This is a genomic window from Arthrobacter sp. T572 (genome assembly GCF_056780115.1).
Window position 1 is genome coordinate 3,783,267 of record NZ_JBRAZQ010000002.1, and the last position, 25,413, is coordinate 3,808,679.

A 25,413-nucleotide genomic window follows, 5' to 3' on the forward strand; every position below is an offset into this window, starting at 1 on the left:
GCGCTCTGCTGCTACTTAGTTGGGTGGGGTTAGCCGATCAGGCGGGCGTCGCCGGTGTTGATTGCGGAGGCTGGGAAGCCGTTCTTCACCACGATCTTCTCCAGCGTGCCATCCTTGCGCAGGCCGTCCACGTAATCGTTCAGGGCTTTGAGAAGTCCGGCGTTGTCCTTGGTGACCGGGAGACACGTCTGCGGCGGTTCGAGCGAAGCCTTGATGGCATTGTCCGGCTCCAGCACTTCCACCCTGAGTCCGTTGCTGTTGTTGTGTGCCTCGCCGAAGCCATCGATACCAACGTCAAGACGACCGGACTTCAGATCCTGGAACAGGTCCACCGGAGCCTTGTACAGCTGGAGTTCTCCGCCGAGGTAGCTCTTGGCGTCATCCACCCAGACGTTTCCGTTGACGGTGCCAACCTTCTTGCCCTTGAGATCGGTGACCTTGTTCAGGCCGTCCTTGGAGATCAGCACCATCTGGTCGGTGTAGATCGGATCGGTCAAGGACAGGATTTCGGCGCGTGCCTTGGAGCGCCACCAGCCGCCCGTGGCCACATCTGCGCGGCCGCCTTGGACTGTGGGGATCACCGCTGCTGCGGCTGCGGAGACCGTGGTGATGGTGAGGCATTCCTTCGCAGCGAAGCCCATGAGGATGTCGCCGTCGACGCCCCCGAGTTCATTGCCCTTGAACGTGACATACGGAGGCGCTTCATACACCGCCACCGTCAGGGCGCCCTTCTTCATGGTGCTGAATTCAGACGCAGGTTTGCAGTCGGCCGGGGTACTGGAGCCGGCGGCTTGAGTGCCACCGCCACAACCGCTGAGGGCTGCAGCAAGCGTCACGGCAGCCACTGCCGACGCAATCATTCGTAGTTTCATGGTGGTTCCTTTGCCTGGATGGCGTGTCAACGGTGACGTGCCAATCGATGCTCGACGAAGTTGCTGAGGGAACTCGCAGGGATGGTGATCAATGCGTACATCAGGCCCGCGAGGGTGAGGATGCTCAGGTAGCGGAAAGTGATGGAGCCGATGGAGTAGGCCTGGCTCATCAGTTCCGGCATGGCAATGGTGTAGGCCAGGGAGGTTGCCTGGAACACCATGATCGCGAATCCCATGAGCGGCGGGATGGCGATTCTGATCCCTTGGGGAATCACAACAAAGCGAAGGATGTCGCGGCGGGCCATGCCCAGGGCATGCCCCGCTTCCACCTCACCGCCAGGCACTGCCTGCAGACCGCCACGGATGATCTCGCTGGTGTAAGCCGCGGTGGTGAAGGCGAGCGCCAGCGATGCCGCGACGAAGGACGTCAGCGTCATGCCAGCCGTCGGAAGTCCAAAGTAGAACAGCTGCAGGACGACCAGGGCCGGGGTGCCGCGGCCGATCTCGATCACGCCAATGGACACAACCCGTACGGCGCGGTTCCCGGAACCTGCGCCCAAAGCCAGGACGAGGCCCGCCGGAAGCCCGATCAGCAAGGTGACGAAAGTCAGCTGCAGACTCACTCCCAGTCCGCCCAGCAGATCCGGGAAGTACTCCACCCAGTCGTTGAAGAATGTCATCGCGCAACCCTCTTTCGGAGCTTGGCATCCAGCAACCGCGTTGCCCACGCACAGGGAATCGTCATGGCAACGTAGAGTCCCGCCGCCCAGAGGAACGGCACTATGGCGTCGCCAGTCACTGTGGATTCGTGGCCGGCCCAATAGATGGTGTCCTGTACGCCGATCACGGAAGCCACGGAGGAATCTTTCAGGAGTCCTATGGCGAAGGTGGCGGCCGCGGGTATGGACACCCGAAGCACTTGCGGACCGATGATTGTAGCCAGCGTCGCCGCCCGGGACAGTCCCAGGGCATCGCTCGCTTCCCACTGGCCCTCATGGATAGCGGTCAAACCGCCCCGGTAGATCTCCGCCATGTAGGCAGAAGACACCAGCCCGAATCCGATCACTGCCGCTGCAAAGGAACTCAGCTCGATCACCCCGGTCCCAATACCGAAGTAGATGATGAACAGCCACGCGAGCGGTGGAATGCCCCGGAGTAATTCGATGAAGCTTCTGGCAACGAACCGCACAGTTGCAAACCGCGAGCGCCGCGCCAAAACCAAGGGCACTCCCCCAAGGGCACCGAAAAGCAGGGAGGACAGTGTCAGCAGCAGCGTCATGGTGACGCCTTGTGCCACTACGCCAAGATGTTCCATGTCAGCGCTCCAATACGGCCCGCAGGAACTTCCGCGTGCGGTCCATGCTGGGGGAGGTAAAGACGTCGGCCGGGTCACCTTGCTCCAAAATGGCGCCGTCGGCCATCACCACCACGCGATCCGAGACGTCCCTGGCGAACTGCATCTCGTGGGTCACCACCACCATGGTCATGCCCTCTGCGGCCAACTCCCGCATGACGGCAAGGACTTCCAGGCCTACCTCGGGATCGAGGGCCGACGTTGGCTCATCGAACAGCATGACCTGCGGATCGAGTGCCAGCGCCCGGGCAATGGCGATGCGTTGCTGCTGGCCCCCGGAACAACGGCCCGGGTATTGCTGCGCCTTGTCCGCCAAGCCCACCCGCTCGAGCAACGTCAAGGAACGGGCGTCGGCTTCGGCCCGGGTCCTGCCCAGCACACGTTCCTGGGGCAGGGAAATGTTCCGGAGGACTGTCATGTGCGGGAAGAGGTTGAAGGACTGGAACACCATGCCCACGTTGCGGCGCAAACGGACCAGGTCCTTATGGCTGATGTCGGTTCCGGCGTCTACGTGGTTGCCTTCGACCGTGATGCGACCGCTGTCCGGGACTTCCAACAGGTTGATGCACCTGAGCAAGGTGCTCTTGCCGGCGCCGCTCGGCCCAATGATGGCGACTACTTCGCCCTCGCGGACGGACAACGAGACATCGTTGATCACCGTGTGCTCCCCGAACCGTTTCACCACTGATTCCAGCGATATGGCCGTCCGATGCTGTTCGGTGTCTTCTTGCATGGTTGATTCGTTCCTGACTTGGGTCATTGCTCTGGCGCGAACTGTGGGGAGGGTGGCAGGGGGCCTGCGGCAGCACCGGCGTCGAACCCTTTGCCCAGCGCGTTCAGCGCGAAGGAGGCGACGTCGAGAATCGGCACGTTGGTGTACTTGCGGATCTCCTGGCGGAATTCAGGCAGGAGCGTGCATTCGAGGACCAGGACGCCGACGTTTTCCAAGCGCCCGCCCGGGCCGAACTCCCGTTTGGCCACGGCGGCCACGCCTTCCTTCAGCAAAGCCTGATCCCAGCCGTTGCCGAGGGCGTGGTCGTTGGTGAGCATGGTGGCCCAACCGGCCTCGCTTTCCATTCCGGCAATGACAATGCGGGAGGACAACACGTGGTCGCCAAGGAGCTTGGTGGCAAGGGGCTCCGAGACCGTAAGGATGCCGATGTCCTTGCTGGTCAGTACCGAGGCAATCGGCAACAGGTCGAGGCCGCTGGTGATGACGTTGGCGGTTTGGCGCATGTCCTTGCGTGCGTAGAAAAAGAAGCCGCAGTCGGTGATGACCAGGGGGCAGTGGGCGAGCTTTTCGCTGGCCGCCCAGAAGGCCTCGATGGCTTCAGGTTCGCCGTTGACCAGGGGCTCGACGCGGGCGCCGCGGGCCACGGCATAGGCCACAGGAAGGCCCTGCCAACTGGCCGGGTTTTCAAAGAAGCCCACCGGGTTGTCGCTGATGCCGGGCGCATCCGAGGTGAGGCACTCCACGTAGTCCACGGGATATGAGTCGAGGTCGCAGAGGATGACGCCAAGCTGGGGCTTGATGCTAGTCATTTCGCTCGCCCGGAACCGGAACGTCGAGCAGCGCCGGAGTGCCGCCGTCGAACGCTTCCACGCGGGTGGCCGCGCTCCCAACGATAGCGACGGCGTTCACCTCCACGCGGATGCCCGGCAGGTTCAGCTCCTCGCCGATCAGGATGCCCGTTGCCGTAGGGCCGGGAGCCGGGAAGTAGCTGAAGCGGATGTCGTAGGTGCGCTGCCATTCCTCGTAGCTGAGTTCACCGGCGTAGAAGGTGTTGAACTGGACTACATCGCCCATGGTTCCGCCAAGTTCTTCGATGACCCGCTTGAGGGATTCCATGACGGACTTGCACTGCGCCACGATATCGCCGGGGTTGCGGACGTTGCCCTGTTCGTCGAGGTCTTCCTGGCCACCGACGTAGATCATGTCCCCCACCCGGATGCCGTGGCTGTGGTTGATCTTGAAGTGGCCGGGCACCTGCCAGTGGCCGGGAAGCTCTGCGAAACGTCGTTCGAGGGTGGTCATGTCTTTCGTTCTCCTTTGTGGTGATCGTCACTGATCACTACAAGCATGGAACGGAGAAGAGCCGTTTAACCCGGCGAAAGTACGAGGTTTGCTGGGGCTGCCGCAAGACTTTCTTGGGCTGCTGTTTAAGGCCCGACGGCGGAGCCCGGCTCAGGCGGCTGCGGCACCAAGGAGGGTGTGGATTTCGTCCAGGACGGCCTTGACGATGGGGCGCCGGGCGTCGCTGCTGCGGGTGACCGTCAGGACGCGGCGCCGGATCCCCGGTTTGTCGAAGGCATGGATCCCGACGGGTGCCACCGTGTCGTCCACGGACAACGGGGGCAGCAGCGAGATGCCCCTTCCGCGGGAAATGGCTTCAACCAGCAGGAGCAGATCGTCCACCACCCAACTGCCCCTGGGCTCGAACCCCTCGGTCCGGCAGGCAAAGCGCACGGCCTGCCCGCAGGCCCCGGCTTCAGGAGTGAGAACCCAGTCGGCGTCTTTGAGGTCGGTCAGCTTCAGCCGCGGCGGCACCTTGTAGTCAGGGGCCGTCACCAGCACCAGGGGTTCGTTCATGACCTCGCGGGTCACCAGGTAGTCAGGGAATGCCACGGGCACGTTGTCGTAGAGGTCTACGATCGCAACGTCCAAGGCTCCGTTCAGCAATTGCTCGATGCTGTCCACCGGTTCCACCACGTTGACGGTAAGTTCGACGTCGGGCTCGGTCACCTCAAGCTTTTCCGCGACCGGCAGGAGGACATTCCGGGCAAGGGAGGGAATGGAGCCGATCCGCACCCTGCCTGTGAGATCGCCACTGAGCTGGTCCATCTCGGCGCGAGTTTCTTCGAGGAGCCGGATCACCGCCCGCGCCCGTTCCACCAGGATCTCGCCGGCTCCGGTCAGGCCTGCACCGCGGGATGAGCGGTCCAGGAGCTGCACTCCGGCCTCCCGCTCCAGGAGGCTGATTTGCTGCGAAACCGCCGAGGACGTGATGCCGAGGACCCGGGCTGCGCCAGCCAGCGATCCTTGCCGCGCTACCTCGTTGAGGAGGCGAAGACGGGAGACATCCGGGAGCGGCTTTTCGGTCATGGAACATTCTTGCATGGTTAGCTGTTCTTAAGTTAGATCCGGATGTATCTTAAGTTAAACAACGAGCTTGCTGCCGGGCAATGATGCCCGGCAGCAAGCCACCCAAGAACTTCCCCCGAAAGGACGCCACGTGAACACCGTGGGAACCCACCCGTCCAGCCCTGCCCTCACTGGCATCCTCGGAGCCACTGACTCCCTCGCGCGGACCATCGCGAGCACCATCGAGGACCTCGCACCTGATCTTCGCGAACTCAGCCATGGCATCCACGGCATCGCCGAAGTTGGCTTTGAGGAGCGACTGTCAGCCGCCTTCGTAGCCGACTTCCTCCGCTACCGGGGCTTCAAGGTTCAGGTGGGACGGTACGGCCTGCGAACCTCCCTGCGCGCAGAGGTGGGCTCGGGTTCACCCAGGATTGCAGTCCTGGCCGAATACGATGCCTTGCCCGGCGTAGGCCACGGCTGCGGACACAACGTCATCTGCGCAGCGGCCGTCGGAGCTTTTATTGGGCTCGCTTCGCAGATTGAACACCTCGGCGGCTCGGTTGTCCTGATGGGAACCCCCGCCGAAGAGAACGGCAACGGCAAAGAACTCATGGCCCGGGCCGGCGCGTTCGACGACGTCGACGCAGTCGTCATGCTGCATCCGTTCACGGGTGAATACGAGGTTGCGTCCTTCGCATCCCTGGCAGTCCGGGATGTGGATGTGACCTTCCACGGCGTCGCCGCGCATGCATCGTCGGCACCACAGCTGGGCCGAAATGCCCTCGACGCCGTGGTCGCGGCCTACCAGGGAATAGCGGCACTGCGCCAGCACATCCCCGCCACGGATCGGCTCCACTGCCTCATTGTCGAGGGCGGGTCAGCGGTGAACGTCGTCCCCCACCTGGCGAGCGCCGTCGTCGAAATCCGCTCCCTTGACCCGGACGGACTGGTTGAGCTGTCGGAGAAGGTGCAGAACATCCTGGAGGGGGCGGCGCTCATGACGGGAACCCGGCTGGACACTACGTGGGATCCGTTCCCCGCGTACTTGCCGGTCCGCAGCAACCAGGCCCTGGCGGCCAGATACCACCGGCATATCTCCGAGCGCGGGCGCAGCATCACCTTGGAAACGGAGCTGGTGGGTGGCGGCTGGTCGACTGACCTGGGGAACCTCAGCCTGCGGATTCCGTCCATCCATCCGACGATCAGCATCGCCCGCGAAGCCACGCCCATGCACACGGTGGAGTTCGGCCAGCACGCCATCAGCCCGTCAGGCGACCAAGCCGTAGTGGACGGCGCCATCGGCTTGGCCTTGACCATGGCCGACTATCTTGCAGATGAGCGGCTCCGCGAGCAGGCGCAGTTGGATTTCGAGGCCGCAGGTGGAGCGGTGAACGTGGCGCAACTCCTCACACCACCTTCTGGAAAGTAGCAATGCCGTGTTAAATCCAGTCCATTTGCGCACGCTGTCAGTGGTCCTCCGGACGGGCTCCTTCGCAGACGCTGCCCGCGAGATTGGATACACAGGATCAGCGGTATCCCAGCAGGTTGCCGCTCTCGAACGGGCCGTGCAGGCGCCGCTGGTGGAACGCGACGCGCAGAGCATCCGCCCCACGGAGGCGGCGAAGTTCCTGGCTGCCCGGGCAAGCGACATCATCAACGCACTCGTCACGCTGGAGGACGAGATCAAGGGGTTCAGCAAAGGCAACTACGGCCTGATGCGGCTGGGGAGCTTCAGTACCGCCAGCCAACGGCTGCTGCCCTCGGGACTGGCGTCCTACCTCCGCCGGCACCCCAACTCCACCGTGGAACTTGAAGAGGACTGCCCTGCCGAGCTGGCAGGCATGGTCCGGGATGCGGCCCTGGATGTCGCGGTGGTGTTCCACTACGACCTCGTCCCGCAGCAATGGCCCTCCAATGTTGCGGCCGTTCCGTTGCTGGCCGAGGAACTCATGCTCCTGCTGCCGGAGAACCACAGGCTTGCCGGGGCCGACTCCATCACTCTCCAGGATCTGGCAAAGGAGGGATGGGTGTCCACCAAGGAGGACTCCTCCGGTGACGCATGCCTCAGGCACCTGTGCGCGAGTGGGGGGTTCGCGCCGCGCATCAGTGTGCGGAGCAACAACTACGACGCCATCCGCGGCATGGTGCGGTCCGGGGTGGGCATTGCGCTCGTGCCAGCGCTCGACCATGTTGCTACGGACAAGATCGTGGCCAGGACCATCAGCGGCTGCGTCGCCCGGCGGCATATCTCCGCCCTTCACCAGAAGTCGGAGACCGGCGTTTCCATCACCAGCATCCTGCAATGCCTCGGCCGCTCGGCGGACCGCCTTGCCGCCTCAGCGCCCGGCATCTCCCGTCAGACGAAGCAGCCCGATGCTGTGGTGCCGCTCGGCTACCTGACGAGCCTCCGCGCGTCGTAATCTCACCCAACTGGGTCGCATTTGTGCGCGTTTTGAACGCTCAAAACGCGCACAACTGCGACCTACTTGGGTGCGCCGGCGGTGCTTTGGCGGACCACCAGTTCGGGAGTGAACACGACGGCGCGGTGCTTGGTGCCGCCGCTCTCCTGCTCTTCAGCAAGAAGCTCGACGGCGGTCCGCCCCAGCGCCTCGGTGGGCTGGCGGATGGAGGACAACGGGACGACGGCGGAGATGGCGAAATCGATGTCGTCGTAGCCAATCAGCGCCACGTCCTCCGGAATGCGAACAGTCCGCAGCATGGTGAGTGACTGCATGACGCCGAGCGCCAGGAGGTCGTTGGAACAGAAGACAGCTTCGGGGCGCTCTCCCGGTTCCCGCTCCACCAGCTTGTTGCCTACCTGCCGCCCCGCCAGGACGGTCTGGCCTGCAGAGTCGAGTACCTCAATGGATGCGCCTTCCACCTCGGAAACAGCACGTTGCGCACCTTTAAGGCGGTGCGCCACCTGGCGGATGGAGGGGCTGCCCACAAAAGCCAAACGACGGCGGCCGATGTCCAGCAGGTGCCGGGCAGCCAGATAGCCACCTTCTTCGTCATCAACGGAGACCGAGCTGCAGCGGCCTTCATCAGCGAGCTGGTCCACCAACACCGTGGGCACCCCGCGCTCGCGCAGGGTATCGATCCTTTCAGAAACATCGCCCACGGGTGAGATAAGCAGGCCCTGGACACGCTGCTCCTGGAACAGGTCCATGTAATGCGCTTCGCGGGCAGCATCCTGGCCACTGTCCCCCACGAGGACCACACTCCCCATCGCCGTTGCGGCGTCCTCGGCCGCCCGGGCGACAGACGAAAAGAAGGGGTTTCCGACGTCGAGTACCACCAAACCGATGGTGCGGCTCTGGCCTGCGCGGAGTTGCCGGGCAGCGTCGTTGCGGACGAAACCCAGTTCAGCGATGGACTTGAGGACGCGCTCCTTGGTCCGCTGCGACACCCTGTCCGGGTAATTCAGCACATTGGACACGGTACCCACGGCAACCTTGGCATGGGTGGCGACGTCTTTGATGCTCGCTGTTTGGGACATGCTTTCCGATCTCCCCGGGCTCGAATTCTCAAGTACATGCAATGCCTTGACACCCCCCTTTGTGCGGGGTAGTTTGAATCGTAACAAATGAAACGATTCAAAGACGAGTAACCCCGGAGAACCGCAGATGAGGGTATGTTTCCGCTCCTCCGTCCAGCCAGAGTTGATGGACGAGTACAAGCGCCGCCACGCCGCCGTATGGCCGGAAATGCTCCGTGCGCTCAAAGATGCGGGCTGGAACAACTACTCGCTCTTTCTGGCGTCAGACGGACAGTTGATCGGCTACTTGGAATGTGAGGACTACCAGGCGGCACAAGCCCGAATGGCCCTCACGGAGGTCAACGCACGATGGCAGACCGAGATGGCCACACTCTTTGCCAACAGCGATGTCCCTCCGGACGAGGGCTTCGAAATCGTCGAGGAAGTTTTCAACCTGGAAGACCAACTGGCTTCGGCTTCCGAAGCCGGCAACGCCCCTACCCATCAGAAGGAACAAGCATGAACACCACAGAATCGGCCCTTGGCCGCTTGGGAGAATTGGCCATTGAAGTGCCGTCCTGGGCCTATGGGAATTCGGGGACCCGGTTCAAGGTTTTCGGCACCCCGGGTACGCCTCGCACCGTCCAGGAAAAGATCGCCGACGCCGCGAAGGTTCACGAGCTCACGGGGCTCGCACCTACTGTGGCGCTGCATATCCCGTGGGACAAGGTGGATGACTATGCAGCCCTGCGTTCTTTTGCGGAGGGGCTGGGGGTTGGTTTGGGCACCATCAACTCCAACACGTTCCAGGATGATGAGTACAAGTTTGGTTCCCTGACTTCGTCCAACGACGCGGTCCGCCGCCGCGCGATCGAGCACCACCTGGAGTGCATCGAAATCATGCACGCCACAGGGTCCCGGGATCTGAAAATCTGGCTGGCCGACGGCACCAACTACCCGGGACAGGACGACATGCGCGGCCGGCAGGACCGTTTGGCCGAGTCGCTCCAGGAAATCTACGCGGCCTTGGGCGATGAGCAGCGGCTGGTGTTGGAGTACAAGTTCTTCGAGCCGGCTTTCTATCACACCGATGTTCCGGACTGGGGAACGTCTTATGCCCAGACCCTTGCCTTGGGCGAGAAGGCCTTCGTGTGCCTGGACACCGGCCACCACGCCCCGGGCACCAACATCGAGTTCATCGTGATGCAGCTCCTGCGCCTGGGCAAGCTCGGTTCCTTCGACTTCAACTCCCGCTTCTACGCCGATGACGACCTGATCGTGGGCGCGGCTGACCCGTTCCAGTTGTTCCGCATCATGCACGAGGTGATCCGCGGTGGCGGCTTCGGTGCAGAATCGGGAGTTGCGCTCATGTTGGACCAGTGCCACAACCTGGAAGAGAAGATCCCGGGCCAGATCCGCTCGGTACTCAACGTCCAGGAAATGACCGCGCGTGCCCTGTTGGTGGACACGGCTGCATTGAACGAGGCCCAGCGTGCCGGGGATGTCCTGGCAGCGAACGGCATTTTCAACGATGCCTTCTACACCGATGTCCGCCCGGTCCTGGCCCAATGGCGCGAATCCCGCGGCCTGCCCGCCGACCCGATCGCTGCCTACAAGGCCAGCGGCTACCAGAAGAAGATCAACGAGGACCGCGCAGGCGGCCAGCAAGCCGGATGGGGCGCTTAATTCAAATGAGCAACAAGACTGTTGAAGACCTGATTACCCGCTCCAACCGCCTCGGCGCGGACAAGCGGAACACCAACTTCGCCGGCGGCAACACCTCCGCGAAGGGCACCGAGAAGGATCCCGTGACCGGGCAGGACGTCGAGCTGCTCTGGGTCAAGGGATCCGGCGGTGACCTCGGCACCCTGAAAGCCGAGAACCTTGCTGTCCTCCGGCTGGACCGTCTGCAGGCACTGAAGTCCGTTTACCCCGGCGTCGAGCGTGAAGACGAAATGGTGGCCGCTTTCGATTACTGCCTGCACGGCAAGGGCGGCGCGGCGCCGTCGATCGATACCGCCATGCACGGACTCGTGGACGCCGCGCACGTTGACCACCTGCACCCCGACTCGGGCATCGCGATCGCGACGGCGGTGGACGGCGAAGCGCTGACCTCCAAGATCTTCGGCGACAAGGTGGTGTGGGTTCCCTGGCGCCGTCCCGGGTTCCAGCTGGGTTTGGATATCGCAGCGATCAAGGAAGCCAACCCGCAGGCCATCGGCACCATCCTGGGCGGGCACGGCATCACGGCCTGGGGCGCCACGTCCGAGGAGGCCGAGGCCAACTCCCTCTGGATCATCGACACCGCCGAGAAGTACATCGCTGAGAACGGCAAAGCCGAGCCCTTCGGCCCTGCCCTGCCGGGCTACGGCACCCTCACCGAGACCGAACGCCGCGCCAAGGCAGCAGCGTTGGCTCCGGTCATCCGCGGCCTGGCCTCCACGGACAAACCGCAGCTGGGGCACTTCAGTGATGACGCCGTCGTCCTTGACTTCCTCGCCGCCACCGAGCACCCGCGCCTCGGCGCGCTCGGCACCTCCTGCCCGGACCACTTCCTCCGCACCAAGGTCAAGCCCCTCATCCTGGACCTGCCCGCGGACGCCTCCATTGAAGACTCCGTGGCCCGCCTGAAGGAGCTGCACGCCGAATACCGGCAGGACTACCAGGCCTACTACGACCGCCACGCGGACGCAGATTCACCCGCGCTGCGCGGCGCGGACCCGGCGATCGTGCTGGTCCCGGGCGTGGGTATGTTCTCCTTCGGCAAGGACAAGCAGACCGCACGGGTGGCCGGGGAGTTCTATATCAACGCGATCAATGTGATGCGCGGGGCCGAGGCGATCTCCACGTACGCCCCGATCGAGGAATCCGAGAAGTTCCGCATCGAATACTGGGCCCTGGAAGAAGCCAAGCTCGCCCGCATGCCCAAACCCAAGTCCCACGCGACCCGCATCGCTTTGGTGACTGGGGCGGCGTCGGGCATCGGCAAGGCGATCGCCACCCGGCTGGCGTCCGACGGCGCGTGCGTCGTCATTGCCGACCTGAACCTTGAGAACGCCCAAGCCGTCGCCGCGGAACTGGGCGGGCCCGACGTCGCCATCGGCGTCCAGGCCGATGTGACCGACGAAGCCCAGATCGCCGCCGCCATCCAAGAGGCCGTGCTCGCCTTCGGCGGCCTGGACCTGGTGGTCAACAACGCAGGCCTCTCCATCTCCAAGCCGTTGCTGGAAACCACCGAGAAGGACTGGGACCTGCAGCACAACGTCATGGCCAAGGGCTCGTTCCTGGTGTCCAAGGCCGCGGCGAAGGTCATGATCGACCAGGGCCTGGGCGGGGACATCATCTATATCTCCTCCAAGAACTCCGTGTTCGCCGGCCCGAACAACATCGCCTACTCCGCCACCAAAGCCGACCAAGCCCACCAGGTGCGTTTGTTGGCTGCGGAACTGGGCGACCACGGCATCCGCGTCAACGGCATCAACCCCGACGGCGTGGTCCGCGGCTCCGGCATCTTCGCCGGCGGCTGGGGCGCCAAACGCGCAGCCGTATACGGGGTGGACGAGCAGGAACTGGGCAAGTACTACGCCCAACGCACCCTGCTCAAACGCGAAGTGCTCCCCGAACACGTAGCCAACGCCGCGGCCGTGCTCACCAGCAACGAACTCTCCCACACCACCGGCCTCCACATCCCCGTGGACGCCGGCGTCGCGGCAGCGTTCCTCCGATAGGTCACATCGTGAACAACGCTGCAACGACGAGCACCGCCCCGGCCAACGCCGGGGCGGTGCCCGCTCCCCATGCCAAACAAGTCTTCGCCGCCATCGACATCGGCGCGTCCTCCGGTCGCGTCATGCTCGGCCGCGCCGGCCCCTCCACAGGCGCCACTCTGGAGACCGTCCACCGGTTTCCCAACGGGGTCGTGGAGCTCGACGGCGGACTCCACTGGGACTTCGACGCCCTCTTCGCCGAGGTACTCAAAGGCCTGGCGGCCGCTGCTTCGGTAGCAGCGGCGAAGGGGGAACGGATCGCCAGCATTGGGATCGATACGTGGGCGGTGGACTACGGACTGGTGAACTCTTCGGGGGAATTGGTCTCAGTGCCCTTCAGCTACCGCGACGAGCGCAGCCGTTCCACCGTCTCACGGGTCCACGCGGCCATCCCCCCGGAGAAGCTCTACGCGACCACGGGATTGCAGTTCCTGCAGTTCAACACCGTGTACCAACTCGCCGCCGAGCCAGTGCTCGACGGATTGCAGGCACTTCTCATCCCGGACCTGATCGCCTTCCTCCTGACCGGAGTCCGCCGGACCGAAGCCACGAACGCGTCCACCACCGGGCTGTTCGATGCTGTTTCCGGCCAGTGGGCCACAGAGTTCCTGGACGCCTTGGGGCTGCCGCGGGAGGTGTTTCCGCCGCTGATCCAACCCGGGGAAACCGTAGGTGCCCTCCTGCCTGCGATCCGCGAGCAGACCGGGCTTCCCGAGGACACCGTCGTAGTTGCCGTGGGTTCCCACGACACCGCTTCGGCCGTCGCAGCCGTCCCCGCGCTGGACCAGGATTTCGCCTACATTTCCTCCGGCACGTGGTCCCTCGTGGGAGTGGAGCTGGATGCACCGGTGCTCACTGAAGCCAGCCGGACAGCGAACTTCACCAACGAGCGCGGCGTGGACGGAACCATCCGCTACCTACGCAACGTCGGCGGTCTGTGGCTGCTCAGCGAATGCCAGCGGGCGTGGGCGGCACAGGGCTTCAGCCAATCACTGCCTGCCCTGCTCGACGCTGCCGCGGCGTTGCCGCCGGGTGGGCCGCAGATCAACGCTGACGATCCCGCGTTCACGGCCCCGGACAACATGCCCGAACGCATCCGCGCAGCCGTGCGGCACAACGGCGACGTGCTCGGGGACCGGCCTGCCGCCGTCGTGCGTTGCATCATGGACAGCCTCGCGGCAGGTTACGCCCGCACCCTGGCCGACGCCGAACGCCTCACCGGCCGTAATACGTCCGCGGTGCACATAGTGGGCGGCGGTTCGCAGAACCGACTCCTCTGCCAACTGACTGCCGATGCAACGGGTAAGCCCGTGGTAGCCGGCCCAGTGGAGGCGACTGCGCTGGGCAATGTGCTGGTGCAGGCGCGGGCTGCCGGAGTGGTGACCGGAGGTTTGGCTGAACTGCGCTCGCTTGTCGCCTCAGGTACGGAACTGGTGCGCTACGAGATTGGTCGTCAGAGTCCCGTCACCGTATAGCGGCGCTGGATGCCGGCCGTGGCCCGGCCCCATTCGCTGGCAGCGACGCGGTCTTGGTGTGCCCTGAATGATGCGGCGTCGTCGAACAATTCATCGACCTGCCACACGCAGGGGTCCTCGGTTGCGTTCACTTGGAAGGAGACGCAGCCGGGTTCGGCGAGCGTCAATTCGACGTGGCGGGCCAGATGCTCGACGACGATCGCCGCCTCATCCAGGTCCTGGCAGACGAGTTGCCCAGTAAGACGTACTTCGGTCATGGTTCCTCCTGTTCGCGGGAAACGTGCGTGGTCGCCGGAACTTTCCAGGGGTCCTGGCGTGTTTGCCGCGACTTCGCGATTCCGCCCCGGCGCGGCCGGCCCTACCCCATCACCCACGCCGCCCCCAGCAGCAGCGGCACTGCAAGGATTGACGTGGTCACGGCGGTTGATTGTGCGATCTTCTGGCCCACCCCATACCTGAGTGCATAGAGCACAACGTTCTGCCCGGTGGGGAGGATTGCGCAGGCCGTGACAACAAAGGTGCTGAACGAATCGAGGCGGAAAACAAAGACCGCCAGCACCCACGCCATTGCCGGCTGGATCACGGATTTCAAGGCGATGGCCAGCGCCGTGGGAGCACGGTCCCCCATCCCCTGCCCGGCTGACAATCCATGCAACGACATGCCAAAAATGATCAGCATGAGCGGCACCGCGAGCTGGGCCACAAGCCTGAGGGGATCGAGCGTCCACGACGGTAACTCGATGCCCAAAGCGCTCACAATGACACCGAGGATCGCCGCCACGGTCACGGGGTTCCTGAAAGGCGTGGCGAGGATCCGCCACACGGAAACTTTGGTGGCAGTCGGGTTCGTCAGGTCCAGGATCGTTAGGGCAATCGGGGTCACCAAAGCCAGCTGGAACAACATGATGGGCACCACGTAGGTGGTGCTGCCCAGGATGTATTGGGACAGCGGGACGCCAAGATTGGTCGAGTTCACAATGCCCGTGGCCAACGCACCGATGGTGGTTCGCCGGACACCCCAGCGGAAGATTGCGCCAGCCAGGGCAAACACCACCATGACCGCCGAGGCACTGACCACCGAAATCAAACCAGTGGGACTCAGGACGTCGCTGATGTGCCTGGACGCAATAGTGGAGAACATCAGGCTTGGCAGGCCCACCATGAAAGTCAGCGTGGAGAGCACCTTGCTGCCCTGCGGCCCCAAGGCGTTGGTCTTGCCCAGGACGTAACCAACCAACAGGACCACGCCCACCACAAAGAAGCCTTTCAGTACTCCGTCCAAGCTTCTTGTCCTTTGATTCGGCGATGGTGGCCCCCAGCGATGGTAACCGCTTTCACGCCGCCCAGGGCCCGAACGTCTGCTACGTCACAGCGCCCGTGAAGGGTCCCACGCTAAACTGATCGCATTATGATCCGCACAATGTTCAAGTCCAAGATTCACCGCGCTACGGTGACTCATGCCGACCTCCACTACGTCGGTTCGGTCACCGTTGACCTGGACCTTCTGGACGCTGCCGACATCCTCCCCGGCGAACTCGTCTCCATTGTGGACATCACCAACGGGGCCCGCCTGGAGACCTACACCATCGCCGGCGAGCGCGGTTCGGGCGTGATCGGCATCAACGGCGCCGCTGCGCACCAGGTCCATGTGGGCGACCTCGTCATCCTGATCACGTACGCGCAGATGACCACGGAAGAGGCCAAGTCCTACGAGCCCAGAGTGGTCCATGTAGGTGCGGACAACCAGATCCTGCAACTCGGCAACGATCCTGCCGAGGCGCACACTCCGGGCCTGATGCGGCCGCCGCACGCCTTGAGCAACGCAGCGCACCTCAGCTGACCCAGCCACACGCTTAATGACGACGGCGGCACTCACGCGGGTGCCGCCGTCGTGCTTTAACGCGGTGTCCGGATAACGGACCCTGTACCCGAAAACGCTTACTGACCCAATAAATCTGATTAGGCTGGGACGGTGACCCACCGCTTCCCTGCCAGCACGCCGCCATGATCGGTGTCCTGTCCGGGTTCTTCGTGGTGTGGGCCATCATCCTGGTGGGCATGTTCGTTGGCCGCCGCAACATCCTCGGTGAGAACGCGAGGTCGGTCCTCAGCTCGTTGACGTTTTTCGTCGCCAGCCCTGCCCTGCTGTTCGAGACGCTGAGCAAGGCCAAGCTGCACGATGTGTTTGCGGCGCCCCTGCTGGTCACGGCCGTCGGGGCGACCATCACCGGGCTATTGTTCTTCCTCATCGCAAAGTTCTGGCTGAAGCGGAGCCTGCCGGAGTCGCTCATGTCCTCCATGAGTTCGTCGCTGGCCAACTCCGCGAATCTCGGCATCCCCATTGCGGTGTTTGTCCTGGGAGATGCGAGTTACGTTGCCCCGCTGCTCATTTTCCAGCTGGCCTTCTTTACCCCGCTCTACCTGATGGCCCTGGATGCGAGCACCAGCACGCACCGGACCACTCCCCTGCGCTTCCTGCTGATGATCGTGAAGAACCCGATGATTGTGGGCTCGGCTTTGGGTCTGATCGTGGCCGGCACGGGGTTCCAGGTGCCGACCCTGATCCTGGAACCGATCCACCTCATCGGTGGCGCAGCGATTCCGGCCATGCTGATGGCGTTTGGTATGAGCCTCAATGGTTCACGGCCCCTGCAGAAGTCTGAAGGCAGACGGCTGGACACCCTCCTGGCGAGCGGCTTCAAGCTGATCGTGCACCCCTTGATCGCCTACCTGTTTGCCCGCTTCGCGTTGAACATGGACGGCCATGCCTTGTTCGCGGTGGTGGTGACCTCCGCGCTGCCCACCGCCCAGAACGTGTTCGTCGCGGCCAACCGGTATCAGGCGGGCATCACGGTGGCCAAGGACACGGTGCTCATAACGACCATCGTTGCCGTCCCCGCGATGATCGCCGTAGCTCTGCTGCTCACCTAACCGCCCCCTCACCCAACTGGGTCGCACTTGTGCGCGTTTTGACGGCTCAAAACGCGCACAAATGCGACCCACTTGGGTTATTCGACGTCGGCACTCGCCAGATAGCGGTCCAGCAGTTGCGCGCAGCGAATGAAGCCCAGGTGCGAGTACGCCTGCGGATGGTTGCCGAGGTGCGTTTCCGTGCCCGGATCGTATTCCTCAGGAAGCAAACCCGTCGGCCCGAACAACGCCACGAGTTGGTTGAACAACTCCAAGGCATCGTCCAGCCGCCCCACCGCCAAATACGCTTCGATCAGCCACGTGGTGCAGATGTGGAAGCCACCCTCCAGGCCCGGCAGGCCGTCGTCGTACCTGTAACGGAACACCGTGGGCCCGACGCGCAACTCACGCTCCACGGCAGCCACGGTATCCAGGAAGCGCTGGTCCTTCACCTCCAGAAGCCCGGACAAGCCAATGTGCAGCACCGCGGCATCAAGGTCGGGGCTGTCGTAGGCCACGGTGTACGACGCAGCGGAAGAATCCCAGCCCTCCCGCAGGACCTCGGCACGAATGGTTTCGGCTGTGGAGGACCAGTCGGCATGAGTGGCCCGCCCGTGCAGGACTGCCGCACGCAGCGCCCTGTCCAGGGTCACCCAGCACATCACCTTGCTGTACACGTGGTGCCGCGGCGGCCGGCGGGCTTCCCAGATCCCATGGTCCGGCTCGTGCCAGCGCGCGATCACTGCGTGGGCCATCTGCTCCATCAGATACCAATGCCCATCCGGAAGGTAGCCACGGCGTTCACCGAGGTCGTGGATAAGTTCGGCGATGGGACCGAACACGTCCAGCTGCACCTGGTGATCCGCAGCATTGCCGATGCGGACCGGGCGCGACCCCGCATAGCCAGGGAGGCTCTCCACAATGGCCTCGGTGGACAACGGCGCACCCGTCACGGAGTACAGCGGGTGCAGCCACTCCGGACCCGGAGCGTTCTCCAGGATGCCTCCCAGCCAACGCAGGAAACCGTCGGCTTCAGCGGTTGATCCCAGGGATACCAGCGCGTTCACGGTCATGGCACCGTCCCGCAGCCAGCAATACCGGTAATCCCAATTGCGCGTGCCGCCAATCCCCTCCGGCAAGGATGTGGTGGGCGCGGCGAGGACGGCGCCGGTCGGCTCATGGACGAGGGACTTCAGCACCAGCGCCGAACGCCGCACCAAAGAGGTCTTGATGGTGGGCAGCTGCAGCGAGGTGACCCACTCCCGGGAGGACTGCACGACGGCGGCACGCCGCCCAGGCTCCCCGTCCAGGTCCGTGGGCAAGGACTCAGTATCCCCGCAGCGCAGGTTGAGCACGACCGGACCGGACTGGAGCGGGACCTCAGCGGTGGCCGTGGCGTGGCGGCTGTCGTTGGTGATGGTGAAGTCCACACCCGGTGCGACGAGGATGATCGGATCGGATGTTCCCACCACGTGGACCTCGTGATCCCGGATCTCCATGTTGAAGGGAGCGGTGGCGTAGTCCGGCCGCGGCGCGAATGTCACTCGTGCCGTGCCTGTTCCCGAGAGCACACGGACCAGGCTGGTGATGCCCTCGGGCGCCGGTTCAAGATAGTCGGTCACCGTGACATCGGCCCAGCGGGTTTCCACAACCATGGTGTTGTCCAGATAGCGCTGGGCAAGCACCGGCGAAGGCTTGACGGGTTCGATGCTGAAATGCCCCGCCGGGTCGCCACCCAGGATGTGGGCGAACAACGATCCCGAATCAGGCAGTGGATGACTCATCCAGCAGACCTTCGCGTCCGGGGTGAGCAGCGCCGTCGACGTTCCGTTGGCAATCATCGAGTGCCGCTCCAGACCTACGGCATCTTCACCGAAGAGCCACGACCGCCGGAGTTCGAACAGCAAAGCCAGCACCCTCGCGAACGCTTCCGGGTCCGGGATGGTGTGTCCCGCCGTCGTCATTCCCGAACCAACATGCAGGCCAAGGTCGGGGCCGCGCAGAGTGGCGAGAGCTTTTTCATCGCTTTCGGCATCGCCTGCAAAGAGGGCGGCGCTGACACCAAGCCGCTGGCGCAGCGCATCAAGGGCCTGACCCTTGGCCGGCTCCTCCACTGTGAGGTCCAGGACGGTGCCATCGATGATGAAGTACAGCCCGTACTCGACGGCGATCTGCCGGGACTTGAAGATGACACGCTCCACGACTTCGGGTGTCGCCGGACGCGTGTGTACAGCAACCCCAACCGGCTTGCGGACGATGCTGACGCCCTTCTCGTACGCCACCGCTTCCGTGAGGGCAGTGGCCACCTGCTGGAGCAGCGTCTCGGTCGCAAGGGAGAGGTTGTAGGCGTAACCCATGTCGAACTCGACACCGTGCGAGCCCACCAGGTGCACCTCGGCCGGAAGCCGCGACACCGCCGCAAGGTCACGGAGCGAGCGCCCCGAAATGATGGCGGCATGCGTGTTGGGCAACGCTGCGAGCGCCCGGAGGGCCACTGCGGCACTGTCCAGCGGAAGCGTCTCCGTGGAAACACCTTCCGCCGCGCACAGCGTGCCTCCGTAGTTGCAGGCAACCAACAGGCCGGGAACCCTGGACAGGATTCTCAGGTCGGCCATCAGTTCCGGGGTAATGCCGTGGTCCTCATGCGGACGCACGAAGGTCCGCAGCAGGCCAAGCGGCAGCGAGTTCATCAGCAGCGCGGAATCGGCGACTGACTGGTTCAACGGAGTAGGCATGGCGGATCCTTCCGAAGCGGATAGATATAGTTTCCGCCCGAAATGTTTCGCTCGTATACCTCGTAATTGCAGGGGCGTTAAATCTTTCTCGCCCCGCCGTGGCCGCGGCCGGCGGCCCCCGCCCCGCCGGGGGCCCCGCCCCTACGCCGGAACCAGCCCCGCAACCTCCGCCACCAGCTCAACGGACCGCAACCGTTCCTCGGTCCCCGTGCTCTGGTGCGCAACAATGAGTTCGTCGGCGTCGGCGTGCCGGGCGAATTCCTCCAGGTAGTCCTGCACCACGTCCGGCGTCCCGACGGCCGAGAACTTCATCATCTGGGCGATGTGCTGGCCCTGCGGGGAATCCAGCACCATATCCGCTTCGTCGTCCGTGAACTCCCGGCCACCCCCGAAGAACAGGGACACCCGGGCACGCTTCACGGCCAGGTGGATGGCCTGCGCCTCAGTGTTGCTGTCTGCGGCGGTGACGTTCACGCCGGCAATAACGTACGGTTCCGACAACTGCTCGGATGGCTTGAAGTCGCGCCGGTAGATGGCCACAGCGTCACGCAGGGCAGCGGGCGCGAAGTGTGAGGCGAAGGCGTACGGAAGCCCCAACTGGGCAGCGAGCTGTGCGCCGAAAAGGGAGGAACCCAGGATGTAGAGCGGCACGTTGGTGCCCTTGCCCGGCGTCGCCTCCACGCCCTGGATGCGCGTGGGACCGGTGAGGTAGCCCTGGAGTTCGAGGACGTCCTGCGGGAAGCTGTCCGAGGAGGTGTGGTCGCGGCGCAGTGCCCGCATGGTGTTCTGGTCACTGCCGGGAGCGCGTCCCAGACCCAGGTCGATGCGGCCCGGATGCAGGGTTTCCAGCGTGCCGAACTGCTCAGCGATGGTCAGTGGCGAGTGGTTCGGCAGCATGATGCCTCCCGCACCGAGCCGGATGCTGTTGGTATGCGCGGCGACGTGGGCGATCAGGACGCTGGTAGCGGAAGAAGCGATCGCGGACATGTTGTGGTGCTCGGCGTACCAGACCCGCCGGTAGCCCAGCTCCTCCGCTTTCCGGGCCATGGCCACACTGCCTGCGAGGCTTTCCGCCACTGTCTGGCCTTTTCCGATGGTTGCCAGGTCGAGGATGGAAAGAGGAACAGTCACGTGGATGCCGGCCTTTCGGTGAGGTTTTGCGCCTGCCCGGGTTGTTCAGCGGCGCTTAAGCGACAACGACGGCGACCCCCGGCTTATTTCTGTGAGTTGCGTCGCGCTCCGCCAACGGAGGAGGTTTATGACCCATTTCGACGTCCGATGAACCGTTGTGAACCCCTGTATCCCAGCGTGTCAGGACGCTTTGACCGGCTTCGCGGCCCTGCCGGATAGTTGCAGCCACAAGTACGCATCGGACTTTCAAGAAGGCAAACCAAAAGGGGAAACCATGGCACGTTTTGCAGCCAAAACCGGCGTCACTGCGGCGCTGGCCGCAACCGCTCTCTTAGGCCTCGCGGCCTGCTCCGACCCGGGCGCAACGGCGGCAACCGCCCCGCAGGGATCGGCAAGCGCGAACGCCGCTTCGAGCTCGACCACCAAGGAATTCAACCTCACTCCGGAGCAGAACCGGGTTAAGGTCAGTGTTGATTCCGCAGCGGCTGCCCAGGTCCCGGAAGCCATCAAGGCCGACGGCAAGTTGACGGTTGTCACCACGGGCGGTGCCGCCCCGTTGAGCCTCTTCGCAACGGACAACAAGACCTTGATCGGCAGCGAAGTGGACATCGCCTACGCCGTCGGCGAGACCCTCGGCCTTCAGGTGGAGGTCCTGCCCGTCGCATGGGCCGACTGGCCGTTGGGGATCGAGTCAGCCAAGTACGAGGCCGTCCTGTCCAACGTCACCGTGACGGAGGCCCGCAAGGAAAAGTTCGACTTTGCCACCTACCGCAACGACCTCCTGGGCTTCTACGCCAAGAGCGACTCTGACATCGGCGAGATCAAGGAAGCCAAGGACGTAGCGGGGAAGCGCATCATCGTCGGTTCCGGCACCAACCAGGAAGCAATCCTGGTCCGCTGGGATGAGGAAAACAAGAAGAACGGCCTGAAGCCGGTTGAGTTCCAGTACTACGACGACGATTCCGCCTCCAGCCTGGCACTCCAGTCCGGTCGCGCGGACCTCACCTTCGGCCCGAACGCTTCTGCTGCCTACAAGGCCGCGAAGGACGGAAAAACCAAGCAGGTGGGCACCTTGGAGGGCGGCTGGCCGCTGAAGGCCGAAATCGCCTTCACCACCAAGAAGGGCAACGGCCTGGCAGTGGCAGCCCAGACGGCACTGAACAAGCTCATCAAGGATGGCAGCTACGCCCAGATCCTGGACCGCTGGGGCCTCTCCTCCGAGGCCATTCCCACGTCCGAATTGAACCCGGCAGGCCTGCCCAAGAAGTAGGCGCCGTAACCGGGCAGGGCAGACCTGCCGACGTGGAATCCCCGCCGGACACCACCCGGCGGGGATTCTTTGTGCCCGGCCCACCGTGTCGCGTCCCCCTACCCAAGTGGGTCGCAGTTAAGCGCGTTTTGGGGGCTTCGAATCATGCGGTGATCGCAACGCCTGATTATTGAAGGGTGTCGATTGCCATGGTGAAGTTCTCAAGTCGTTTGGTTGCTGAGGTTGTTCAGTCGTTCTGGCAGCAGGTAGCGGAAGGCTCCCGTTTTGAGGAAGCGGGAGAGTCCGTTGGCTGGTCCATCACGACCGTTCGGCGTGAACTGAGGTCCTCGGGAGGGGTCCGGCCCCGCAGGGGTCGGACCCTTACCGGGCGTTCGCTGTCCTTTGATGAACGCGAGCAGATCGCTTTGCTCAGGGGCAAGGAATCCATCCGTGAGATCGCCAAGCGGTTGGGCCGGTCGCCCTCGACGATATCTCGGGAACTACGTCGTAACGCTGATGAGGTCTACTACTACCGGGCCACTACTGCCCATGCCCGCGCCCACACCCGGGCAGCCAGGCCCAAGACCGCTAAGCTCAACAGCAACAAACCCTTGCGCCTGGAAGTCGAAAAGCGACTCGAAAAGAAAGACTCACCGGTCCAGATCGCCGGCAGACTCCGCAAGGACCACCCGAACAACCCGGAGATGTGGGTGTCACACGAGACCATCTACCAGTCCCTCTATCTCGAGTCCCGGGGCGGACTGAAGCGGGAACTGGTCAAGAACCTGCGCACCGGCCGGACCCTGCGCAAACCCCAACGCCGCCCCGACGAACGCCGCGGCAGAATCCCAGGCATGGTCATGATCGCCGACCGCCCCGCCGAAGTCGAAGACCGTGCCGTGCCAGGGCATTGGGAAGGGGACCTGATCGTCGGCAAGGACGGAAAAACCGCCATCGGCACCGTTGTGGAGCGCACCACCGGGTTCGTGATGCTCGTCCATATCCCCACAGATCAGAACCGTGCCGAGGCCGTCCGGGATGGGCTGATCCGCAAAATGGGCGCCCTTCCCGACGAACTGAGGCTCTCACTGACCTGGGACCAAGGCACTGAAATGCACAGGCACAAGGAAGTGAAGATCGCAGCCGACATCGACATCTACTTCTGCGATCCCCACTCACCTTGGCAACGCGGCTCGAACGAGAACACCAACGGGCTCCTGCGCCAGTACTTCCCCAAAGGTGCAGACCTAAGCATCTACAGCCAAACCGACCTCGACTACGTCGCCCACGAACTCAACGACAGACCCCGCCAACGATTCGACTTCTGCACCCCAAATGAGATGATCAGAACCTTCCTGTTGCGATAACCGCTAGAAACCGCCCGCTCAAAACGCGCTTAACTGCGACCCAGTTGGGTGCTTAGAGGTGGGCGGGGTCTGTGTTCGCGCCACAAAGTACGACGGCGACCGTCTTACCTTGGTGCGGAGCGTAGTGGCCCGTAAGCAGCGCGGCATACGCAGTTGCCGCGCCGTGTTCCACCACGATCCGGTGGTCTTCCCACAGCTTGCGGCGGGCTTGGACAATGGCTTCGTCGCTGACCAGCAAGCTGTGAACGCCGGTTCTTTTGGCCACGCCGAAACCGATCTCGCCGATCCTCCGGGCTCCCAGCGAATCGGCGGCAATACCCGACACCGGAACGTCCACGGGTTCTCCCTGTGCAAGGGCAGTATGCAGCGTCGGTACTGTCTCCGGTTCGACGCCCACCACTGTCGCCCTGCCTTCGACAGCTGCCGCAATGCCGCCCATTAACCCGCCGCCGCCAACAGCAACGAGGACCGTGTCGACGTCGGGCAGTTCATCCAAAAGCTCAAGCCCCACGCCGCCGGCGCCCGCCACGATCTCCGGCTGGTCATAGGCGTGGCAGTAGATGGCGCCCTTCTCCTCGGCGAAAGCGACGGCCGCAGCATAGGCCTCGGCGTACTCGGCGCCACCTTGGACTACCCGGGCTCCGATTGCGTATAGCTTGTGCACCTTGTTGGCCGGAGCGGATGTGGGAACAAAGACGGTGGCCGGAACACCCAGTTTGGCTGCGGCGTATGCGTTGGCCAGGCCTGCGTTGCCGCCGGAAGCAACCACCACCCCGATCTCCGGATTCAGCTGCCCGTTTTCACGTGCCGTGAGGAGCCGGTTGAAAGCACCCCGGGCCTTGAACGACCCTGTGTGCTGCATGTACTCGAGCTTGAACCACAGGTGGTAGGGCTCCTGGTTGCCGCTTTCTGCAACCGGCGTATGGCGCACCCACCCCGACGTCCTCGAGTATGCGGCTTCCACCTCTTCGCGCGTGACCATGAGCGGGCCCCTTTCGTCCGTTTCATCCTACGGTCAGCATCGCTTCATGAGGTCCGGAGGCACGCATCACCAGGGCGGAGGGACCAGGTCATAGGCAGGATCAGGCTTCGGGAATCACCATCGCAAAGCGCTCCGGCCGGGCTACGTCCGGGTCGGGACCGTTCCGTACGCCGCGGTCGAGGGCGTCGATGGCAGCGAGTTCCCCCGCGGCGAGTTGGAAGTCGAAAACATCAAAGTTTCCTGCAATGCGCCCAGGATTGGTGGATTTCGGAATGGCCGAGCGGCCTTGCTGCAGGTGCCAGCGGATCATGACCTGCGCCGGCGTCTTGCCGTGCTCCCGGGCGATCGCCGCGACCACGGGATCCTCCATCACGTTCCGGCGTTCTTCTCCCCAGCCCGGGTAGAAGGTGATGCCGCCGATCGGCGACCAGGCCTGGGTGAGAATGCCGTGCTCAGTGTCCGCCGCCTGGACTTCCGGCTGGGTGAAGTAGGGGTGCAGTTCGATCTGGTTCACTGCGGGAACGATCTCTGTGGAGGCGAGCAACTCCTTCAGATGATGTGGCATGAAGTTGCTGACACCAATCGCACGGACCCGCCCCTCGGACAGCAGCCGCTCCAGCGCTTTGTAGGCCGAGATCGTTTTCTCGAAACGGTCCGGGGCAGGTTGGTGCAGGATGAACAGGTCCAGGTACTCCACACCGAGCTTGCCCACGGCTTTGTCCCAGGCGTGCAGTGTCTCGTTGTAGCCGTAGTCACTGACCCAGACCTTGGTTTCGATGAAGACCTCCGCGCGGCCCAGACCCGACGCCCGGATGCCTTCGCCCACTTCCCGTTCGTTGCCGTAGGCCGCCGCTGTGTCGATGTGCCGGTAACCGGCCGCGAGCGCTGCCTCGACGGCCGCCGTCGTTTCTTCCGGAGCGCTTTGGAAGACGCCCAAGCCGAGGGCAGGCATGGTGATTCCGTTGTTGAGGATTATTTCGTTGGTCATGCATCCAACGCTATGGCGGC

Annotated in this window: 24 protein-coding genes; 10 read left to right on the plus strand and 14 right to left on the minus strand. The window is 63.8% G+C overall.

Annotation, left to right across the window (positions count from 1 at the left end):
• Positions 1-29: 29 nt before the first annotated feature.
• From ACUYMZ_RS18725 to ACUYMZ_RS18755, 7 genes are all read right to left on the minus strand, one after another.
• On the minus strand, positions 30-872 hold the full coding sequence (locus tag ACUYMZ_RS18725) for a substrate-binding periplasmic protein (RefSeq protein WP_481605223.1): 843 nt from the start codon (positions 870-872) through the stop codon (positions 30-32).
• A gap of 26 nt (positions 873-898) precedes the next feature.
• Positions 899-1,552, minus strand: coding sequence for an amino acid ABC transporter permease (locus tag ACUYMZ_RS18730; RefSeq protein WP_426004448.1), 654 nt, complete (start codon positions 1,550-1,552; stop codon positions 899-901).
• On the minus strand, positions 1,549-2,187 hold the full coding sequence (locus tag ACUYMZ_RS18735) for an amino acid ABC transporter permease (RefSeq protein WP_481605225.1): 639 nt from the start codon (positions 2,185-2,187) through the stop codon (positions 1,549-1,551). The genes ACUYMZ_RS18730 and ACUYMZ_RS18735 overlap by 4 nt, the downstream gene beginning before the upstream one ends.
• A gap of 1 nt (position 2,188) precedes the next feature.
• Positions 2,189-2,959 carry an amino acid ABC transporter ATP-binding protein gene (locus ACUYMZ_RS18740; protein WP_481605227.1) on the minus strand — a complete coding sequence of 257 codons (771 nt, stop codon included), beginning with the start codon at positions 2,957-2,959 and terminating at the stop codon, positions 2,189-2,191.
• A gap of 23 nt (positions 2,960-2,982) precedes the next feature.
• Positions 2,983-3,768 (minus strand): aspartate/glutamate racemase family protein, encoded by a 786-nt coding sequence (locus ACUYMZ_RS18745; RefSeq protein WP_481605229.1) that lies wholly within the window; start codon positions 3,766-3,768, stop codon positions 2,983-2,985.
• Positions 3,761-4,261 carry a RidA family protein gene (locus tag ACUYMZ_RS18750; RefSeq protein WP_481605231.1) on the minus strand — a complete coding sequence of 167 codons (501 nt, stop codon included), beginning with the start codon at positions 4,259-4,261 and terminating at the stop codon, positions 3,761-3,763. Before ACUYMZ_RS18750 ends, ACUYMZ_RS18745 begins: the two co-directional genes overlap by 8 nt.
• Positions 4,262-4,411: 150 nt before the next feature.
• Positions 4,412-5,329, minus strand: a complete 918-nt coding sequence (locus tag ACUYMZ_RS18755) for a LysR family transcriptional regulator (protein WP_481605233.1) — start codon at positions 5,327-5,329, stop codon at positions 4,412-4,414.
• Positions 5,330-5,459: 130 nt separating this feature from the next.
• Between ACUYMZ_RS18755 and ACUYMZ_RS18760 the strand changes: the two genes are divergently transcribed.
• Positions 5,460-6,740, plus strand: a complete 1,281-nt coding sequence (locus ACUYMZ_RS18760) for an amidohydrolase (RefSeq protein ID WP_481605235.1) — start codon at positions 5,460-5,462, stop codon at positions 6,738-6,740.
• Positions 6,741-6,765: 25 nt separating this feature from the next.
• Positions 6,766-7,731 carry a LysR family transcriptional regulator gene (locus tag ACUYMZ_RS18765; protein ID WP_426004455.1) on the plus strand — a complete coding sequence of 322 codons (966 nt, stop codon included), beginning with the start codon at positions 6,766-6,768 and terminating at the stop codon, positions 7,729-7,731.
• A 62-nt stretch (positions 7,732-7,793) separates the two neighbouring features.
• On the opposite strand, the gene ACUYMZ_RS18770 is transcribed toward ACUYMZ_RS18765, so the two are convergent.
• Positions 7,794-8,810 (minus strand): LacI family DNA-binding transcriptional regulator, encoded by a 1,017-nt coding sequence (locus ACUYMZ_RS18770; protein WP_426004456.1) that lies wholly within the window; start codon positions 8,808-8,810, stop codon positions 7,794-7,796.
• Between the two features lie 127 nt (positions 8,811-8,937).
• Here ACUYMZ_RS18770 and ACUYMZ_RS18775 point away from each other — a divergent pair, with 127 nt between their 5' ends.
• The 4 genes from ACUYMZ_RS18775 to ACUYMZ_RS18790 are packed head-to-tail and all read left to right on the plus strand — an operon-like array spanning position 8,938 to position 14,031.
• Positions 8,938-9,312 carry an L-rhamnose mutarotase gene (locus ACUYMZ_RS18775; protein WP_442424463.1) on the plus strand — a complete coding sequence of 125 codons (375 nt, stop codon included), beginning with the start codon at positions 8,938-8,940 and terminating at the stop codon, positions 9,310-9,312.
• Positions 9,309-10,475 carry an L-rhamnose isomerase gene (rhaI, locus tag ACUYMZ_RS18780; protein WP_481605238.1) on the plus strand — a complete coding sequence of 389 codons (1,167 nt, stop codon included), beginning with the start codon at positions 9,309-9,311 and terminating at the stop codon, positions 10,473-10,475. The genes ACUYMZ_RS18775 and rhaI overlap by 4 nt, the downstream gene beginning before the upstream one ends.
• Positions 10,476-10,480: 5 nt before the next feature.
• Positions 10,481-12,517, plus strand: coding sequence for a bifunctional aldolase/short-chain dehydrogenase (locus ACUYMZ_RS18785; RefSeq protein WP_481605240.1), 2,037 nt, complete (start codon positions 10,481-10,483; stop codon positions 12,515-12,517).
• Between the two features lie 8 nt (positions 12,518-12,525).
• The gene (locus ACUYMZ_RS18790) at positions 12,526-14,031 is read left to right on the plus strand and encodes a rhamnulokinase (protein WP_481605242.1); all 1,506 of its coding nucleotides are present in this window, start codon (positions 12,526-12,528) and stop codon (positions 14,029-14,031) included.
• Here ACUYMZ_RS18790 and ACUYMZ_RS18795 read toward each other — a convergent pair.
• Entirely contained in the window at positions 14,010-14,288 is a 279-nt protein-coding gene (locus ACUYMZ_RS18795) for a putative quinol monooxygenase (protein WP_426004463.1), read from the minus strand. The genes ACUYMZ_RS18790 and ACUYMZ_RS18795 overlap by 22 nt on opposite strands.
• A gap of 101 nt (positions 14,289-14,389) precedes the next feature.
• On the minus strand, positions 14,390-15,313 hold the full coding sequence (locus ACUYMZ_RS18800) for an AEC family transporter (RefSeq protein ID WP_481605244.1): 924 nt from the start codon (positions 15,311-15,313) through the stop codon (positions 14,390-14,392).
• 126 nt (positions 15,314-15,439) lie between these two features.
• Here ACUYMZ_RS18800 and panD point away from each other — a divergent pair, with 126 nt between their 5' ends.
• The gene (panD, locus tag ACUYMZ_RS18805) at positions 15,440-15,871 is read left to right on the plus strand and encodes an aspartate 1-decarboxylase (protein ID WP_426004465.1); all 432 of its coding nucleotides are present in this window, start codon (positions 15,440-15,442) and stop codon (positions 15,869-15,871) included.
• 164 nt (positions 15,872-16,035) lie between these two features.
• A complete protein-coding gene (locus tag ACUYMZ_RS18810; RefSeq protein WP_426004466.1) occupies positions 16,036-16,962 on the plus strand; it encodes an AEC family transporter in 927 nt (308 codons plus the stop codon).
• A 77-nt stretch (positions 16,963-17,039) separates the two neighbouring features.
• Here ACUYMZ_RS18810 and ACUYMZ_RS18815 read toward each other — a convergent pair whose 3' ends face one another.
• Positions 17,040-19,676: a trehalase-like domain-containing protein gene (locus ACUYMZ_RS18815; RefSeq protein WP_481605246.1), complete on the minus strand. Its 2,637-nt coding sequence runs from the start codon at positions 19,674-19,676 to the stop codon at positions 17,040-17,042.
• Between the two features lie 141 nt (positions 19,677-19,817).
• Positions 19,818-20,807, minus strand: a complete 990-nt coding sequence (locus ACUYMZ_RS18820) for an LLM class flavin-dependent oxidoreductase (RefSeq protein WP_481605247.1) — start codon at positions 20,805-20,807, stop codon at positions 19,818-19,820.
• A 274-nt stretch (positions 20,808-21,081) separates the two neighbouring features.
• Between ACUYMZ_RS18820 and ACUYMZ_RS18825 the strand changes: the two genes are divergently transcribed.
• Both ACUYMZ_RS18825 and ACUYMZ_RS18830 read left to right on the plus strand, forming a co-directional pair.
• Positions 21,082-22,077, plus strand: a complete 996-nt coding sequence (locus ACUYMZ_RS18825; RefSeq protein ID WP_442425034.1) for an ABC transporter substrate-binding protein — start codon at positions 21,082-21,084, stop codon at positions 22,075-22,077.
• Between the two features lie 188 nt (positions 22,078-22,265).
• Positions 22,266-23,423, plus strand: coding sequence for an IS30 family transposase (locus ACUYMZ_RS18830; protein WP_481602287.1), 1,158 nt, complete (start codon positions 22,266-22,268; stop codon positions 23,421-23,423).
• A gap of 52 nt (positions 23,424-23,475) precedes the next feature.
• Here ACUYMZ_RS18830 and ACUYMZ_RS18835 read toward each other — a convergent pair whose 3' ends face one another.
• Both ACUYMZ_RS18835 and ACUYMZ_RS18840 read right to left on the minus strand, forming a co-directional pair.
• Complete coding sequence (locus tag ACUYMZ_RS18835) at positions 23,476-24,405, minus strand: threonine/serine dehydratase (RefSeq protein ID WP_481605249.1); 930 nt, start codon at positions 24,403-24,405, stop codon at positions 23,476-23,478.
• Positions 24,406-24,505: 100 nt separating this feature from the next.
• The gene (locus ACUYMZ_RS18840) at positions 24,506-25,393 is read right to left on the minus strand and encodes an aldo/keto reductase (RefSeq protein WP_481605251.1); all 888 of its coding nucleotides are present in this window, start codon (positions 25,391-25,393) and stop codon (positions 24,506-24,508) included.
• Between the last annotated feature and the right edge of the window lie 20 nt (positions 25,394-25,413).